The sequence below is a fragment of the Hydrotalea sp. GW822-HT8A01 genome (assembly GCF_058798575.1).
On record NZ_CM179506.1, the window covers coordinates 2,790,767 to 2,808,046 of the forward strand.

12 protein-coding genes are annotated in these 17,280 nt (G+C 36.5%); 4 read left to right on the plus strand and 8 right to left on the minus strand.

What is annotated here, in order from left to right:
* Positions 1–2 precede the first annotated feature (2 nt).
* The 5 genes from nagB to pfkA form a co-directional block, all read right to left on the minus strand.
* A complete protein-coding gene (gene nagB / locus AC3QLY_RS12435) occupies positions 3–1,940 on the minus strand; it encodes a glucosamine-6-phosphate deaminase (RefSeq protein WP_218331005.1) in 1,938 nt (645 codons plus the stop codon).
* Positions 1,941–2,023: 83 nt separating this feature from the next.
* Entirely contained in the window at positions 2,024–3,679 is a 1,656-nt protein-coding gene (locus tag AC3QLY_RS12440; protein ID WP_218331006.1) for a beta-N-acetylhexosaminidase, read from the minus strand.
* Positions 3,680–3,757: 78 nt separating this feature from the next.
* The gene (locus AC3QLY_RS12445) at positions 3,758–5,614 is read right to left on the minus strand and encodes a CocE/NonD family hydrolase (RefSeq protein ID WP_228733169.1); all 1,857 of its coding nucleotides are present in this window, start codon (positions 5,612–5,614) and stop codon (positions 3,758–3,760) included.
* An 86-nt stretch (positions 5,615–5,700) separates the two neighbouring features.
* Positions 5,701–7,194, minus strand: coding sequence for a pyruvate kinase (gene pyk / locus AC3QLY_RS12450; RefSeq protein WP_218331007.1), 1,494 nt, complete (start codon positions 7,192–7,194; stop codon positions 5,701–5,703).
* Between the two features lie 29 nt (positions 7,195–7,223).
* On the minus strand, positions 7,224–8,213 hold the full coding sequence (gene pfkA / locus AC3QLY_RS12455) for a 6-phosphofructokinase (protein ID WP_218331008.1): 990 nt from the start codon (positions 8,211–8,213) through the stop codon (positions 7,224–7,226).
* A gap of 356 nt (positions 8,214–8,569) precedes the next feature.
* On the opposite strand from pfkA, the gene AC3QLY_RS12460 reads away from it, so the two are divergent.
* Together AC3QLY_RS12460 and AC3QLY_RS12465 are read left to right on the plus strand one after the other, a co-directional pair.
* Positions 8,570–9,472 carry an SDR family oxidoreductase gene (locus AC3QLY_RS12460; RefSeq protein WP_218331009.1) on the plus strand — a complete coding sequence of 301 codons (903 nt, stop codon included), beginning with the start codon at positions 8,570–8,572 and terminating at the stop codon, positions 9,470–9,472.
* Between the two features lie 115 nt (positions 9,473–9,587).
* Entirely contained in the window at positions 9,588–10,385 is a 798-nt protein-coding gene (locus AC3QLY_RS12465; RefSeq protein ID WP_218331010.1) for a CHAD domain-containing protein, read from the plus strand.
* A gap of 7 nt (positions 10,386–10,392) precedes the next feature.
* On the opposite strand, the gene ctlX is transcribed toward AC3QLY_RS12465, so the two are convergent.
* From ctlX to AC3QLY_RS12480, 3 genes are all read right to left on the minus strand, one after another.
* Positions 10,393–11,313, minus strand: a complete 921-nt coding sequence (gene ctlX / locus AC3QLY_RS12470; RefSeq protein ID WP_218331011.1) for a citrulline utilization hydrolase CtlX — start codon at positions 11,311–11,313, stop codon at positions 10,393–10,395.
* A 3-nt stretch (positions 11,314–11,316) separates the two neighbouring features.
* Positions 11,317–12,765, minus strand: coding sequence for an arginine deiminase family protein (locus tag AC3QLY_RS12475; protein WP_492989822.1), 1,449 nt, complete (start codon positions 12,763–12,765; stop codon positions 11,317–11,319).
* 200 nt (positions 12,766–12,965) lie between these two features.
* Entirely contained in the window at positions 12,966–13,679 is a 714-nt protein-coding gene (locus tag AC3QLY_RS12480; protein ID WP_492989823.1) for a spheroidene monooxygenase, read from the minus strand.
* Between the two features lie 71 nt (positions 13,680–13,750).
* Here AC3QLY_RS12480 and hutI point away from each other — a divergent pair, with 71 nt between their 5' ends.
* Entirely contained in the window at positions 13,751–14,983 is a 1,233-nt protein-coding gene (gene hutI, locus AC3QLY_RS12485) for an imidazolonepropionase (RefSeq protein WP_492989824.1), read from the plus strand.
* 126 nt (positions 14,984–15,109) lie between these two features.
* Positions 15,110–17,263: a cation:proton antiporter gene (locus AC3QLY_RS12490; RefSeq protein ID WP_492989825.1), complete on the plus strand. Its 2,154-nt coding sequence runs from the start codon at positions 15,110–15,112 to the stop codon at positions 17,261–17,263.
* The last annotated feature ends 17 nt before the right edge of the window (positions 17,264–17,280 follow it).

Genomic DNA, 17,280 nt, shown 5'->3' on the forward strand with positions numbered 1-17,280 from the left:
TTTTAATAGTGCCATCTTACGAATGCTTCCATTGCTGCATATTGTGTAAGCCCAAGGCTGGCATACAGTTGCGCAGTGGTAGCATTTCTGTCTTCAGCCCTTTGCCAAAATTCTCTGCTATCACTTCCCTGAAAAGGCACCATGTCTTTTTGTGATTGATGAATAAAAATACCAAAACGTTTTTTCATGACCTGATCGGGACTCATAGGTATGGCCATTTCTATTTCAGAAATATCCCATTCCTGCCAGGCACCTTTGTACAACCATAACCAGCAGTATTCAATCCATTTTTCGCCTGAAGCTTTAATTCGTTTCAAACTTTCTAATACAATATCTAAACAAACTTTATGAGTGCCGTGTGGATCGGCTAAATCGCCGGCACAATACACCTGATGGGGCTTTAATTTTTGTAAAAGTTCAATAGTAATTTCAATATCTTTTTCTGTATAGGGATTTTTTTCTATGGTACCTGTTTCATAAAATGGCAGGTTCATAAAATGAGCATTTGAATCGCCAATACCTACATATCGGCAGGTAGCACGGGCTTCGCATCTTCTTATCAATCCTTTAATGGCCCTAATTTCAGGTGTATCAATTTCATTTTTTTTCTTGGAGGCTAAAAATCTTTTAGCTTCTGAGAGTATTTGTTCGCTTTTTTTATTGTCAATACCAAATTGTTCTTCGAAGCCTACGGCAAAATCTAAAAACCGTGTTACAAATTCATCGGTTACGGCAATATTTCCGCTGGTTTGGTAACCCACATGCACATCGTGTCCCTGATCGTGCAGGCGCATAAAAGTGCCACCCATGCTAATAATATCATCATCAGGATGAGGAGAAAAAATTAAACATGTTTTAGGATATGGCTTACTTCTTTCTGGATGCCCCGGAATAGCGGCATTGGGTTTTCCACCAGGCCATCCTGTAATGCTATCGCGTAGCATATAATAGACTTGCAAATTAATATCGTAAGCATCTCCTTTTTCAACCAATAAATCACTCAGGCCATTTTCATTATAATCATGTGTTGTTAAACTTAAAACAGGTTTGTTCAATTTTAAAGCCATGTTTACAACTGCCCGTTTAATCATATTCGGAGTCCATTCAATCTCACCCGTTAACCATGGTGATTTTATCCTGGTAAGTTCGGCTGCTGCACTTTGGTCAATCACAAAGGTGCAATCGTTGTGCTGTTGTAAAATACTGGCAGGGATTTGTTCTGTTACGGCACCTTCCACGCTTTTAGCAATAATGGGCGCTTTTAAGCCCCATGCCATTAATAATATTTTTTTTGCTTTTAAAATTGTGCCGATACCCATGGTAATGGCCATCCGAGGTACTTCTGATATATTTTGAAATTCGTATGCATTATTAATACGGGTTGAATTATCTAATGATACCAACCTGGTTTTAGAAAAAATACTGGAGCCGGGTTCATTAAAACCAATATGTCCATTGGTACCAATTCCTAAAATTTGCAAATCAATACCACCGGCATCTTCTATCATTTGTTCGTATATTTCGCAGGCTTTTTTTGTTGCTTCTTTCGATAGTTCGCCATTGGGTAAATGAATATTTTCCGGTAAAATATCAATGTGGTTAAATAAGTGTCGATGCATATAGCTCCAATAGCTTTGCAGGGCATCTCGCTCAATGGGATAATATTCATCTAAATTGAATGTAATTACATTTTTAAAACTAAGCCCTTCATTCCGATGCATATTCACCAAGTGTGTATATAACCGTAATGGCGTTGATCCGGTGGCCAATCCCAGCACACAGGTTTCATTTTTGGCTTGTTTTGCTTTAATCAAAGCGGCAATTTCACGGGCAACAAATAAAGAGCCATCATTAGAACTATCGAAAATTTTTACAGGAATTTTTTCAAAACTGTCAATTAAATCAATGTCTAATTTGTGTGGTTTGACTGGTGCGGACATAACAAAATAGTTTGCGTTTTTTTGCAGGCTAAAAGTACAACTCTTTATTTAAAAATGGATAATAATGGCAAGCGTTTGCGTTTTTAATTACTTGAATTTGCATTTTGATTCCATTTTTCGTTGAAATGAACTTGCCATAGCTGATAGCGTTTGGTATCTTTTATTAATTTATTTTCAAAATTGTTCCAATTCTTTTTATTGGCAGGACTCCAAAGCACTTCACTCAAAGCACTCATCCGCGGTAATATCATGTATTCAACTTTTGTGGGATATTGCATGTATTCTGTCCAAACATTGCCTTGTGCACCCAAAACATATTTTGCTTCATCCGCACTTAATTCTTTGGGAACGGGTTCATAACTGTACACTTTTTGAACAGGGGTATAGCCTCCAATGGTAAGTGAATCTTCCTGCTTATTGGGGCTGTGGTCAAAATAACACCATGCACCGGGTGTCATAATTACATTGTGTTTTTGTTGGGCAGCTTCAATACCTCCTTTTTCGCCACGCCAACTCATTACCGTGGCATTGGGGGCAAGGCCGCCTTCTAAAATTTCATCCCAACCAATAATTTGCCGGCCTTTGATGTTAATATATTTTTCAATGCGCTGAATAAAATAGCTCTGTAATTCATGTTCATCTTTTATTCCTTTTTCCTTCATCAGTTGCTGGCAAAATGGCGATGCTTTCCAATAGTTTTTGGGACATTCATCACCGCCAATATGAATATATTTTGAAGGAAATAATTCCATTACTTCATCTAATACATTTTCCAGAAAATGAAAGGTGTAATCACTCGGACAAAATACATCATCAAACACACCCCAGCTTTGTTGTACTTGTTTGCCGGTGGTATCGCCACTCCATAAATTTTTGTTTTTGGGTGTAGGCGTATTTTTGTCGGGAAAGCAACTTAACTCAGGATAAGCAGCTATGGCAGCAGATGCATGCCCGGGCATTTCAATTTCGGGTATTACTGTAATAAAACGATCGGCAGCATATTGTACTACTTCTTTAATTTGTTCCTGGGTATAATAATCACCATATTTTAAACCATCATTTGCTGTACCCGGCGCATGGCCAATAATGGTACCGTTGCGATATGCGCCAACAGAAGTTAGTTTAGGATATTGTTTAATTTCTATTCTCCACCCCTGGTCTTCGGTTAAATGCCAGTGGAAGGTGTTCATTTTGTACAACGCAATTAAATCAATGTATTCTTTAATAAAGTCAACCGAAAAAAAGTGTCGTCCTACATCTAAATGCATTCCTCTGTATGTAAAACGTGGTTGGTCTTCAATATTCACTGCAGCAATATTGAGTTGGTTTGCGGTAGCATTTACCGGTAATAATTGAATTAAAGTTTGAATGCCATAAAAACTGCCTGCGTAGCTATTACCTGAAATATCAATACCCGATGGCTTTGATTGGAATGAATAAAACTCAGGATTATTGGGTGCTTCGATGAATTTTTTTGTATGGATGGTAATACTGCCGGGTGTGGGATGTTCTTTTATCTGTAATTGAAAATGATAATATTTTTTCAGGTATTGATTGAAAAAATTTGCAGCATGTAAATCGCCTTTATCAGAAACTACCAAAGCCGTTTTTGGGGTAATGGTAAAAATACCTTTTTGAACGGTGAGTTTTACTGGTTCCGGTATAATGCGAATGTTTGCATTTTGGGCTACAAGCATTTTTGTGGCGAAAAGCAGAAACAGATATAATGTTTTTTTCATGATGGGTTGTTTATAAAAATTGTAATGATGTATTCAATTGGATAGTATGGATGAATAGCATATTATCGTCTTCAATTGTTATTTAAAATTGGGTAAAATAGGAAGCTGTACATACGAATCGTGATGAAAGACTCGAATGGTTGCTTTTTTAAAGTCGCTGTTTTTTGCGTGGTATATGTCAATAAATTGTTGTGGGTTTCTATCTGCCAAAGGAAACCAACTGCTTTGTACCTGTATCATTATTTTATGACCTTTTTTAAAAGTGTGTGCAACATCGGGCATTGTGTATTGCACAATAGTGGGTACGTTAGGTATAAAAGCCTCCGGTTTTTCGAAACTGTTTCTGTATCTGCCACGCATAATTTCACCACGAACCAGCATTTCATATCCGCCCATTGGGTAGGTTTGGTGTATGGTATAACTAAAATCTTCCGGAAAAGCATCAATTAATTTTACCACAAAATCGGCATCGGTAGTTGAAATACTTACTTTTAAATGTGCCATAAGCGGCCCTGCAAGTGTTATGTCTTCTTCTAACGGTGGTGTTTCATATACCAAAACATCCGGCCTTGTGGCGGCAAAACGCTGATCATCATCCATATATTCCCTGGTTCTGTATTCATGTATACCGGCAGTATACGGTACCGGCCTTGCGGGATCACTGATGTATTCATCATAACTAATGGCTTTTTCTTTTTTAGATAAAAAAGAGAGCACTCCATTTTTTTCTAAATAAACAGGTTGTGGTTGTGTGTTATCGGGTGGCCAAGCATTGAAACGGTGCCACTCATTTGCGCCACTAAAAAATATATTGGCTTCTGCAATACTATCAACTGTTCCAATTCCTTTTAAGTAATAATTAAAATACGGAATTTCAATATGCTGTGCATACCAGTCTGACGTATTGCTATTAAAATAAATATTTCCTAAATGTGTGCCATTACCGCTTGCCCATTGGCCATGATACCATGGGCCTATCACTAATTTGTTATTGTTTTTTGCATTGCTTTCAATGGCTTTGTATAAATTCCATGCACCAAAACAATCTTCTGCATCAAATAATCCACCCACCACCAATGATGCTGTTCCGGGTAAAATATGTTGCATAAAATTCCGATCATTACGTTCCTGCCACCAGGCATTGTAGTTGGGGTGATTCATCAAATTATTCCAAAATGCAATGCTATCGCCCAATAAACGGGTTAAATTGGGTAATGCGCCGGTGGTAAGATAAAACCTGTAATTATCTTTGATTGGGTAATTAAAAGCAGTTGGACCAACGGTAGTGGGTTTAGGTCGCGGTTTTCCAAACGATGAGTAAAAAGCAAATGCATCCATGGCAAAGAATGCACCATTATGGTGAAAATCATCCCCCATAAACCAATCGGTAACCGGTGCCTGCGGACTTACTGCCTTCAATGCAGGGTGATTACTTAATGCAGCCATAGCGGTATAAAAGCCGGGATAAGAAATGCCAAATACGCCTATGTTACCATTGTTATTGTTTATGTTGTGTATTAACCAGTCAATGGTATCATAGGTGTCTGATGCTTCGTCAATATCTGTTTTATTTTTTTTATTGGGTAGATAGGGACGAATATTAACAAATTCTCCTTCGCTCATCCAGCGTCCTCTAACATCCTGTATCACCATAATAAAATTTTCTTTTAAATAGGTTTTATAATGGTTACGCCAAAATTTTCTAAATTCATTTTCGCCATAAGGGGCACAAGAGTAGGGGGTGCGTGTCATTAAAATGGGATGTTTTTCTGAAACATCTTTTGGAATATAAACAGATGTAAATAATTTAACACCATCCCGCATAGGAATGTACACTTCTTTTTTGATGTAGTTTTGTACAATCCAGGCAGAATCAGTGTTTTGTGCAATAGAAATGATGGGGATCAGGAAGAGTAAGCAAAAAAAATTTCGCATGGCAGTTTATTTTGTTGAGCGTTATGAAAATAAAAAAGATTCTTCATTTGAAGAATCTTTTTTTATGAAAAACGAATGATTTGCTATTAATCAATTTTTGTAACTTTTAATACGTTGGTAGGCAAATGTTTATCAACAGGTGTACTTCCTGTATTTACTACCACATCATTTGGTTTTATGAAACCACGTTGTTTTAAAATATTAATTTGATCGAAGATAATATCATCCAAACTTTCTTCTTCATCATAGTGAAAAGCCCTGACACCCCAGCTTAAACTTAATTGGTTCACCAAAGTTTTTTCTTTTGTAAAAATATACAATGGTGCTCTGGGTCTGTAACTGCTCAACATGAAGGCAGTGTAACCACTTTGCGTCATACCAATCAATGCCTGTGCATTTACATCTTCTGCCATTTTACAGGCATTGTAACAAACGGCATCACTTAAAAAGGAAGGCGAGTGGGGCTGTGGTTTTAAATCTTCTTCGCGGTTATATCTGTATTCCGTATTTTCTACTTCTGTAATAATTTTACGCATGGTTTCCACCACCAATTGCGGGTGATTACCTGTTGCGGTTTCACCGCTTAACATTACTGCATCGGCACCTTCTAAAACAGCGTTGGCAACATCTGTAATTTCACTGCGGTTGGGTTTTACCCTGTCCATCATACTTTCCATCATTTGTGTTGCAACAATAACGGGCTTGGCTCTGTGTATGCATTTGCGAATAATATCGCGTTGTGCCATCGGTACTTTTTCAACCGGTAATTCAACACCTAAATCGCCCCTGGCCACCATAATACCATCCGATTCAATAATAATATTTCTTAAATCAACCAAAGCGGAGGGCATTTCAATTTTTGCCATCACTTTAATTTTGCTTTTCTTTTCCTGCACTCTTCTTTTCAGGTCAATAATATCTTCTGCTTTTCTTACAAATGAAAGGGCTATCCAGTCTAATTCATTGTCAACAATAAATTCAAAATCGGTAATATCTTTTTCCGTCATGGAAGGAAGGGATATTTTCGTATCGGGAAGATTGACGCCTTTTTTGGGTAATAATATTCCGCCATAAGTTACTTTTACTTTTACATCGCCGGAAGCAGTGATGGAATCTACTACCACTTCCAACTTGCCATCATCAATTAAAATTTTATTGCCAATCTCCACATCATTGTGCAGATTGGGATACGATACATAAATTTTTTCTTTTGTACCTACTACTTTTTCTTTTGAAGTAAAAGTGAGTATATCGCCCGGATTAATTTGCAGCGAACCATTTTCAATTTCGCCTACGCGTAATTTAGGGCCTTGCAAATCGCCTAAAATGGAAATGTTATAAGGTTGTGTTGCATTAATTTTTCTGATATATTGAATAATTTCGAGTTTATCTTCATGTGTGCCATGAGAAAAGTTAAGCCGAAAAATGTTAACACCTGATTTAACGAGGCCCAACAATTTATCATAAGTATTACAGGCGGGGCCAACTGTTGCAACAATTTTGGTTCTGTGATAAGCGTGTTCAATACCTGCTTCTTTGTTCATTTCTGAGTATAGGTACTTGTCAATGTTTTTAGACATATAGTTGGTTTGTTTGCTTTGCTAAATAATTAAGATGCAAGAATTTTTACAATTTTCATCCATTCCTGCCCAATAGCCTGCCTTTCTTTTACGGCCATATCCAATGGGGTATAATGAATTTTATTATTGATAACACCCACCATTACATTATGCCTGCCAATTAACAAACTTTCTACAGCATAATAGCCCATGTGGCTGGCTACCAGTCTGTCGTGACAGCTTGGAGCGCCCCCGCGCTGAATATGCCCCAGAATACATACCCTGGTATCGGCGTTGGGCACTCTTTCTTTAATTACTTTGGCAATTTCTTCTGCACCGCCAAATTCTTCACCTTCAGCCACAACAATTAAATTTACTAATTTTTTCCGTTTTTCTTTTTCTGTTAATGAATGTATGAGTTCTTCAATATCAGTTTTAGTTTCGGGAATTAAAATATTTTCTGCACCGGTTGCAATTCCGCTGTGTAAAGCAATGTAACCCGCATCACGGCCCATTACTTCTACAATAAATAAACGGTCGTGTGCATCCATTGTATCTCTTATTTTATCAATGGCATCCACAGCAGTATTTACGGCAGTATCGAAACCAATGGTATAATCAGTACCTGCCATATCTTTATCAATAGTGCCGGGTATACCTATGCAGGGAATATCGAATTCGTTGGCAAAACGTTGTGCGCCTCTAAAACTTCCATCTCCTCCAATAATCACCAGTCCATCAATGCCATATTTTTTTAAATTGGTATAAGCCCTCTTTCTGCCTTCGGTTTCAAAAAAATCTTTGCTTCTGGCTGTTTTTAAAATGGTGCCGCCACGTTGAATGATATTGGCAACACTTCTGCTGTTCATGGGTATAATATCATCTTCCAACATACCATTATACCCCCGCATAATACCAAATACTTCCAGGCCATAATATAAGCCCGTTCTAACAACAGCTCTAATGGCTGCGTTCATACCGGGGGCATCACCACCCGATGTTAATACACCTATTTTCGTAACTTTTTTCTTGTCTGTCATTTTTAATTAAAAAATTATCGGCTATCAATGGTTTTGTTAATAATTTTTAAAGCACAAGGCTTTTTATTTTGAAGGTGCAAAAGTAAGCAATTACCGGTATACCACCATTTAGCCCCGGGGTATTAAATTTTTCTTTATCAAAACATAATGGCAAATTGGTTTGTAGGGCATATTTGCTGTATCATTTGATTTTTGTCAAATTAATTGATATACATATCCAATTATGGGTTAAGAAGTGTTTCTATGTGTAGAATATGAATATGTTGGGGGATATACTGTCGTTAAAAATATTTCTTTCAAAATGATGCAATAGCAGAAAATAGTTTCATCCATGTATTAATTTTGTAGTATTGGTGATGAAAATTTTAATTACCGGTGCCAACGGTTTTATTGGTGCACATTTCATTCAATATTGTTTACAACACAAATTAAATTTTGTGGCTACAGGAACCAAGCCTGTTTGTAGTATTGATATACCGAATGGTTATGCCACGATGGATATTACCAATAGAAAAAATATTCGGAAAGTATTGGAGCAATATCAGCCCAATGTGATATTGCATGCTGCAGCCATGAGTAAGCCGGATGAATGCCAATTGAATCAGGAAGCCTGTCTGCAGGTAAATTTGTTGGGAACACATCACCTTTTAATGGAGGCAGCAAACCTGAATCAGGCTGTACATTTCATATTTATATCAACCGATTTTGTGTTCGGGGGTAATGGGCCTAATGCGGAAGAAGATGTAAAGCAACCACTTAATTTTTATGGTGCTTCAAAATTGATGGCGGAATTATGTTTATTGCAAACATCCCAACCGGTTACAGTAGTGCGGCCGAGTTTTGTTTTTGGCCCGGAAATAAAAGGTGTGAGAAAAGATTTTTTGCATCAGGTGTATGATAAAATTCAACAGCAGGAAGTGTTTCCAATTGTAAACGACCAGTACCGCACTCCAACATTCATTGTAGATTTTTGTAAAGGCTTGCATCAAATTATAGACACTGGTTCAACAGGTACATTTCATTTGTCCGGCAGTACCTACATTACGCCTTACCAAATGGCAGTTACAATGGCAGACATACTGCAATTGCCTAAACATACCCTGAAAGCCGTAACAGCAAATGATTTTCCTGAACCGGTAAAGCGAGCAAAACAAGGTGGATTAAACATTCAAAAAGCAGAAAAAATATTGGGTTATACTACTACTGATTTTGAAACAGCCATCCGGTTGAGTTTTGAAAAACAGGTTTCATACCAGTAAAATGATGCTGTTTGATAAGTTCAAGCCATAAAATATGCAGGAATGAAACCGTTGTTGTAAATTTATGTGCCAATGTAATAACTATTTTATTACATAAAAGAGGTATTCAATTTTTATGGCATCGCCATTTCAAAAATATTATGCACTCAGGGTAAAGAATGTTTTCAACAATCTTTATGAGGTAGAATTAACTGCCAGCAGCACTGCACTGCATGATATGCGGATTGAATTGAAGAAATTCAAAACCATTTTACATTTTTTAAAAACAGTTTATCCCAGGCATCGCATCAAAAAAGCAGCGAAATTAGTGGCTTCTGTTTTTGATGAAGCCGGGGTATTACGTGAAACACAATTGTTGCAACAATGGCTGCAGCAGCATAAAATGAACGAATTAGAAACCATGTTGGGGTTACAAGGTTCTTTATTGTATTCGCAACATATTTTTTTACAACATATACCAAAACACAAACAAGCCCTGCAAAAGGTGATTGATATTTGTGGCCCTTTGGTTGAGGAAACCAATGCGCTTTTACCCGAACAATACATGCAAAAATTGAAAATTGAAATTCAAGAACAGTTGAAAAAAAATTTAACGATAGAAGAGTGGCACGACTTCAGAAAAAAAATTAAACGTTGGATGAATGCTATTCGATGGGTGGCTATTGAAGGGGATGATTTTGAAGAAGCGCATTTTCCTTATTTTAATAATTTGCAAGAAGCAATCGGTAATTGGCACGACCTTATTATTATACAAGATTACTTTGTTGCATTACAGGCACAGAAATCAATTGACAAACAATTGCAGCAACAATTAAGTGCCGCACAACTCACATTATTATCGGGTTTGCAATACCGCGAAAAGCAGGTTAAGCACCTGCTGCAAATGCCGGTGCAACCTGCTCAGCTAAAATAGTTGTTATTTATTGTGCCTGTTGAACTGGTAAAAACACTTCTGCCAGCATACATCTGGCGCTGCCACCGCCATTTGTTTCAATAGTATTTAAGCTGGAATGAATGATGCGATTATAATTTTCTAAAATTTTTATTTGGTCAGCAGTTAAACTTTCATAGGCCTGTGTTGACATAATCAGCAGTTTTTCGCCCCTATTGTTTTGCACCTGTAACATATTGCCGGCAAAATGTTCCATTTGATGGAAGCTAATGGGGATAATGCTTTTATCCGTTTTATGAATGGCATCACGCACTAATTTTTTTTCATTTTCATCCGTAATACTTTCCATGCAAACCACAACAAATTGATCTGCCACACACATCATTACATTGGTATGGTAAATGGGCAAACCATTTCGATCGTTTGCGTGAAAAGCAACTGTTGTAAAACCGGTTTTTTCAGCAAAATTGTTTAATGCACTCATGTGGGTTCTGGGCGATAAACAGGCATAAGCAATTTTATGATCACGATCTAAAACCATACTGCCTGTACCTTCCAAAAATTGATGGTTGGCTTCTAATGCAGTTAAATCAATTTTATTTTGAATCCTGAATTTTTTTTCAATGGCTTTCAATACATGTGGTTTCCGCTCGGCACGCCGGTTAACTGCAAACATGGGATATAAAATAATGTTTCCATCTTCATGAAAAGATATCCAGTTGTTCGGGAAAATTGAATCTGGTGTATACGGTTCGGGGGTATCTTCCACAATGGTAACATCTACACCATTGGCCTGTAATTTTTGTGCAAAAGCATCAAATTCACGGGCTGCCATTTCTGCTACATTATTGTTGGTATCATTTTGCTGAAAAGCATTATTCACGGCAGTTTGTTCATTAAATGAAAACTTAACCGGACGTATCATTAATAAATGGGAAGTGTTTTGCATAACTTATTCATTAACTGTTTCTCTTAATAAGGGCATACTCATACAATGAAAACCGCCTCTGGCCCTCGATAATTCTGCAGATGGCATTAAAATAAGGGTATCCGTAATTTGTTGTGTATTAATTTTTCCTAAAACAATTTGTGGAATTAATTCTTTGGCATGTATTACCTGAAAACCTGCTGCTTTAAATGCTTCGGCGGTTTTGTCGTTTCGGTCGTAGCCCAAAACTACCCCTTCTTTAATAGCCAATAAATTACAGGAGTCTGTCCATTGCTCTCTGGCGCTATAAGGAAATTCATTATTGCCCGAAAAAATAATTTTAATATCTGCTTCCCTGCAATGAAAATCGTTTTTACTGATATCTATCAGCAGTTCTTCAAGACTATCGAAATGTACACTATTTTCCGGATCGTTTTTATGGAATTGTTTAATCTTTATTTTTTCATCTTTTTTCAGTTCCAGTGTGCGTTCAATGGCATCTTCATCTTCATGTAAAACTGCCTTTTTTGAAAAATTACCCAACATTACCCATACATTTTTTTTTACCTGTGTAAAAACGGTATCAATATGCATGTAATCGCGTTTTTTGGGTATTTTAATGATGGTTACTTTTTCCATCAGGTTTTTCTTAAATACGATATGTGCAATTTTAGCTGCTGCTTCCGGCGATGTTCTTTCACTAACCCCCACCAGTAAATGATCATTACTGATCACCATAATATCGCCTCCCTCTAAAGTAATTTTTCTCTCATCTTCCTCTTTTGGTAATAAAAGATTTTGATAGGTATCGGTTAATTCAATGATATTCTGCTGGTATGCCTTAAAAAATGGGTGGTTAAAGAAAATATATTTCGCCAGCAAAGCTTCTCTGGTTCTTGCTTTTTTAGCAGGTTTGTTCAATAAAACATGATCTTTAATAGTAATGCCAATATCTCGTGTAAAAATAAAATTGGGTATGGGTGCAAACAGCATTTCTTTGTTTTTTGCTGAACCGCTGATAAATGTTTTGGCTAATGCAACTGCATCATAATCCATTAATGCATTCTGTGTTTTAAAAGTGCAACCCTCTATGGCACAAACCGAAGCAACTAAACTGTGTTTAATAGCATCATTCATTAAAATTTCAGCCAGTAACCATTCTAATTCAATTACTTTATCCGATTTGAAGAAGGCAGGATTATCCGGTTTATAAAAACTTCGGTTGGCTTTTTCTGCATCAATTTCAGGAAGTTTATCCTTTATTTTTTCGGGATCTAAAAAAAGCAGCAATATTTTGGTGTAATAATCATATTCTTCTTTCCGAATGGTATTTAAGTGCACAATATCTTCAAATAACCAGTCCTGCGCTTTTGAAGGAACTACTTTCCCCAAACCGCTATCCGGACTATGAACCAATAATCGTTTTAGGGTACCAATTTCAGAGTTTACAAATAAACTTTGCGCATTTTGCATATACAAAAAATTTTATGTTATAAGTAATGAGGAATACGGAAAAACACAAGTGGTAATCCGTTGTTATAATCAAAAAAATATGGGAAGTATATAGCTGCCAAGCTAATGATCAGGCATTGCATTTAGACCGGCGTAAAGCCAGGCAAAATGAATAATGTAGGGTAATATGTTTCTAAAAGTTCTATTCATTGAGGCGCAAGTTACAATTTTCCGATGAAAGGATCAATGCCCTGCAAAGTTCCTTCAGCAGCTAAAGGTATAAAACGTACAAACATATCTTCTGCATACCAGTTTTCTTTTCTGGTTTTCACAATTACCTCTTGATGAAAAGGTTGTGAATAGGCAAATGAGTGCATGTGTGCTTTTGTTTCCCAAACACTTAATGTTCCACCTCTGAACCAAGGCATCTCTCCAATGCCAATAGAAGTAATTAATCCCTGTGCCTGTTGCATTTCTACTGAAACAGCATCTACATGTTGCCAAAATCGTTTTACTTTTCTGCTACGAATGGTAGCTCTTGTTAATATGGCAATCGGGCCCTCATATTCCGACTTTTGGGGTAACTTTCCAAAACAGTATTGTTTATCCCATTTGCCATGGCCTTCAATAGGTTGCAGTTTTAACCAGAGTAATTCACATTTAAAAAATTGCCACCACCATTGAATGAATGGGGTTATATGATGAACTCTATCTTCTTGTACACTTGAAATGGTTAGAACAGCCCATTGCCGCCAGTCGGGTTGTAAATCGAAACTGCCATTTTTACCGCAGCCCAGCAGTTTATAAAAATGAACCGATTTGTTAAAAAACAGTGGAATTCTGAAAATAGCCATAGAAAGCATTCCAAAAAATCCCAAATATTTTGGGTATCTTACAATATGTACATAACAAATCATATTTTTAGCCGGTTCCATTGCAATATAAGTGTAACAAGGTTTATATTAGAATTTGTTTTAGAACCGCAGTTGCATAAAAGTATACAGGCATGCATTTATTAATTACTAACATACATCAGTTGCTAAATGTTCGGGCGCATACTGTGTTGCTTAGAGGAAAAGCGATGACTGGTTTACCAATAATTGAAAATGCTTTTATGGTAATACATAAAGGCAGAATTGATGCGTATGGCAGCATGGATGCATTGCCTGAAAAGGCTTATGATGCCGTGTATGATGCCGGTGGCGCCACGGTACTGCCTGCCTGGTGCGATAGCCATACCCATTTGGTATTTGCAAAAAGCAGGGAGCAGGAATTTGTGGATAAATTGAATGGCTTGAGTTATGCCGATATAGCTGCAAAGGGTGGGGGAATTTTACATTCTACCGCTGCATTACAGGTAACATCTGAATCCGTTTTATTTGAAGCTGCCTTTATGCGATTACAGGGATTAATGCATTTAGGAACGGGTGCTATTGAAATAAAAAGTGGTTATGGATTAACGGTAGCCGATGAATTAAAAATGTTACGGGTAATTCGGCGTTTGAAAGAGGTTGCACCCATGCCTGTGAAAGCTACTTTTTTGGGAGCACATGCTATACCGCTCACTTATCGTGAAAATAAACAGGGCTATGTTCAACTCATTATTCAGGAAATGCTGCCCGAAATTGCAGCGGAGAATCTCGCCGATTATATTGATGTATTTTGTGAACAAAATTTTTTTTGTGTGAGCGATACAGAAAAAATTCTGGAAGCTGCTGATAAATATGGATTACCTGCCAAATTGCACGCAAATCAACTGTCTGTTAGTGGTGGGGTAGAAGTGGGAGTAAAATACAAAGCCGTATCCGTTGATCATTTAGAAGCGATGAACGAAAAAGCCATTCATGCCCTTGCAGCATCTGACACTATCGGAACCATATTGCCTACTGCTGCTTTTTTTCTACGGATGCAATATGCACCGGTACGTAAAATGTTACAGGAAAATTGTGCGCTGGCATTGGCATCTGATTATAATCCCGGTTCATCGCCAAGTGGTAATATGAATTTTGTTGTTTCATTAGCCTGCATACAAAATGAATTTTTACCCGAAGAAGCCATTAATGCAGCTACGCTGAATGGTGCTTATGCCATGGGGGTAGAAAAAGAAGTTGGTAGTATTACCATTGGTAAAAAGGCAAATCTTATCTTCACCAAACCAATACCGTCAGTTGCTTATTTACCTTATCATTTTGGAACGCCGGTAGTTGATAAGGTAATGATTGAGGGTAAATGGGTTTAACCAACAATTTCAAGTAAGAATAGCGCGAATGTTAAAATGCAATCACCAAATTTTTATTTAAAACTTTTCTGTTATATTGCTTTAATAAATAAAACAGTTAACATTTAGCTTTTAATTTTTGAATTTATGAACGATTTTTTCAAACATTTTATCCATGAATTTCAATTACCGTTACAAAATCCTGTATTGACATTTTCATTAATATTATTTATAATATTATTATCGCCCATTATTTTAAAAAAATTAAACATACCCGGAATTATAGGTTTAATTATTTCAGGAGTTATTATTGGGCCACATGGTTTTAATGTACTTGAAAAAAATTCGGCTGTTGATTTATTTTCAACCATCGGCTTACTATACATCATGTTTATAGCAGGATTGGAATTAGATATTAATGAGTTTAGGGCCAATAAAAATAAAAGTTTCCTGTTTGGTTTTTTAACATTTATCATCCCATTGGGTATTGGTTTTCCGGTATGTCATTATTTATTGGGATACGATGTAAATGCCAGCTTTTTAACTGCGAGTATGTTTTCTACACATACTTTGGTAGCATACCCTATTGTCAGCAAATTAGGGATTGCTAAAAATCAGGCGGTGGCTATTACTGTGGGGGCAACGGTATTAACAGATACTGCAGTGCTGATTATTTTAGCCATTATTATGGGTAATCATGCAGGAACATTAAACTCCGATTTTTGGATACGGTTGCTGGTATCGCTCTCTATTTTTTCAGCCATCATGTTTTTATTGGTTCCACGAATTGCCAAATGGTTTTTCAGAGAATTAGAAAGTGAACGCCATTCACATTATATATTTGTTTTGGCTGTAGTTTTTTTTGCTGCCTTTCTGGCTGAAGTAGCCGGTGTAGAGCCCATTATTGGTGCATTTGTTGCGGGCTTAGCACTCAATAAACTCATTCCACATTCATCAGCCTTAATGAACCGGATTGAATTTATGGGTAATTCGCTGTTTATTCCTTTTTTCCTGATTTCCGTGGGAATGATTGTTGATGTGAGTGTAATTACGCATGGACCGGCTGCTTTAATTGTTGCAGGTACTTTAATTGCAGTGGCATTATCTGGCAAGTGGCTTGCAGCCTGGCTTACACAATTATTTTTAAAGTACTCAAAAGCGCAGCGCCAACTTATTTTTGGTTTAAGCAGCTCACATGCTGCTGCCACTTTGGCTATTATTTTGGTAGGGTTCAGAGCTAATATTATTGATGAAAATATTTTAAATGGTACCATTATTCTGATTTTAGTGACTTGTGTTTTTTCTTCATTTGCAACTGAAAAAGCTTCCAAAAAAATATTGCTGAATAAGGAAAAAAATGAAATTGATATCTTGGAATCGAGTGTAATGAACAGTGAACAAATTTTAATACCTACTGCAAATGTTGAAACAGTTGATAAAATATTGGATTTGGCTATTTTAATTAAAGACAAAAAATCAGCTAATCCCGTTACTATTTTAACAGTTGTTCCTAATGATGAAACTGCAGAAAAAAATATTATATTATCGAAAAATAAATTAGAAAAATATATACAACAGGCATCTGCTACTGAAAATAAGGTTAATACCGTTACTACCATTGATCATAATGTTTCCAGCGGTATTTCAAGAATTACCCGCGAAATATTGGCTGATTATATTTTATTAGGCTGGCCTCATAAAAATGGAATTTTGGAAAACCTGATTAGCGATAAATTTGAAAATATATTAACAAAAGTTAATAAAAATATTTTCATTACCCATTTATCGAAGCCATTTGTTTATAATAAGCGTATTGTTGTAATTATACCGGCTCTTGCCGAACTGGAAATAGGCTTTAATGCCTGGTTAAAGAAGTTAATTTATCTGTCGCAGGAACTCTCAATCCCTATTTTAATATTTGGAAGCAACAAAACCTATACATCCATTCAACAATTTTGTACCCTCAATAAAATTAATTTTGTTCCTTCTTTCAAAGAATTTTCAAATTGGGAAGATTTCCTAATTTTATCAAGAAATATTGTAAAAACCGATTTGTTGTTTTTTGTGTCTTCCCGAAAGGGAACAATGTCTTATAATAGCTTTCTCGAAAACATTCCCTATAAATTGGAAAAATATTTCGATGAGAATAATAAAATCATTATTTATCCGGAGCAAAATAATGCATATCAGGAAAATGAATATGATGGCATTCCATTAGCGCCCATAGCAAAAGGAATTGAATCCTCCATCGGAAAGGGAATTGACCTGATTTTTAAAAAGAAAAAAGATGGAGATAAATAAGCTTCGAATAATTTTAT

What these genes read in the sequence shown, in the direction of transcription:
- nagB (WP_218331005.1), bottom strand. Translation starts at nt 1,940, where the DNA reads ATGTCCGCACCAGTCAAACCACACAAATTAGACATTGATTTAATTGAC.
- AC3QLY_RS12440 (WP_218331006.1), bottom strand. Translation starts at nt 3,679, where the DNA reads ATGAAAAAAACATTATATCTGTTTCTGCTTTTCGCCACAAAAATGCTT.
- AC3QLY_RS12445 (WP_228733169.1), bottom strand. Translation starts at nt 5,614, where the DNA reads ATGCGAAATTTTTTTTGCTTACTCTTCCTGATCCCCATCATTTCTATT.
- pyk (WP_218331007.1), bottom strand. Translation starts at nt 7,194, where the DNA reads ATGTCTAAAAACATTGACAAGTACCTATACTCAGAAATGAACAAAGAA.
- pfkA (WP_218331008.1), bottom strand. Translation starts at nt 8,213, where the DNA reads ATGACAGACAAGAAAAAAGTTACGAAAATAGGTGTATTAACATCGGGT.
- AC3QLY_RS12460 (WP_218331009.1), top strand. Translation starts at nt 8,570, where the DNA reads ATGAAAATTTTAATTACCGGTGCCAACGGTTTTATTGGTGCACATTTC.
- AC3QLY_RS12465 (WP_218331010.1), top strand. Translation starts at nt 9,588, where the DNA reads ATGGCATCGCCATTTCAAAAATATTATGCACTCAGGGTAAAGAATGTT.
- ctlX (WP_218331011.1), bottom strand. Translation starts at nt 11,313, where the DNA reads ATGCAAAACACTTCCCATTTATTAATGATACGTCCGGTTAAGTTTTCA.
- AC3QLY_RS12475 (WP_492989822.1), bottom strand. Translation starts at nt 12,765, where the DNA reads ATGCAAAATGCGCAAAGTTTATTTGTAAACTCTGAAATTGGTACCCTA.
- AC3QLY_RS12480 (WP_492989823.1), bottom strand. Translation starts at nt 13,679, where the DNA reads ATGGAACCGGCTAAAAATATGATTTGTTATGTACATATTGTAAGATAC.
- hutI (WP_492989824.1), top strand. Translation starts at nt 13,751, where the DNA reads ATGCATTTATTAATTACTAACATACATCAGTTGCTAAATGTTCGGGCG.
- AC3QLY_RS12490 (WP_492989825.1), top strand. Translation starts at nt 15,110, where the DNA reads ATGAACGATTTTTTCAAACATTTTATCCATGAATTTCAATTACCGTTA.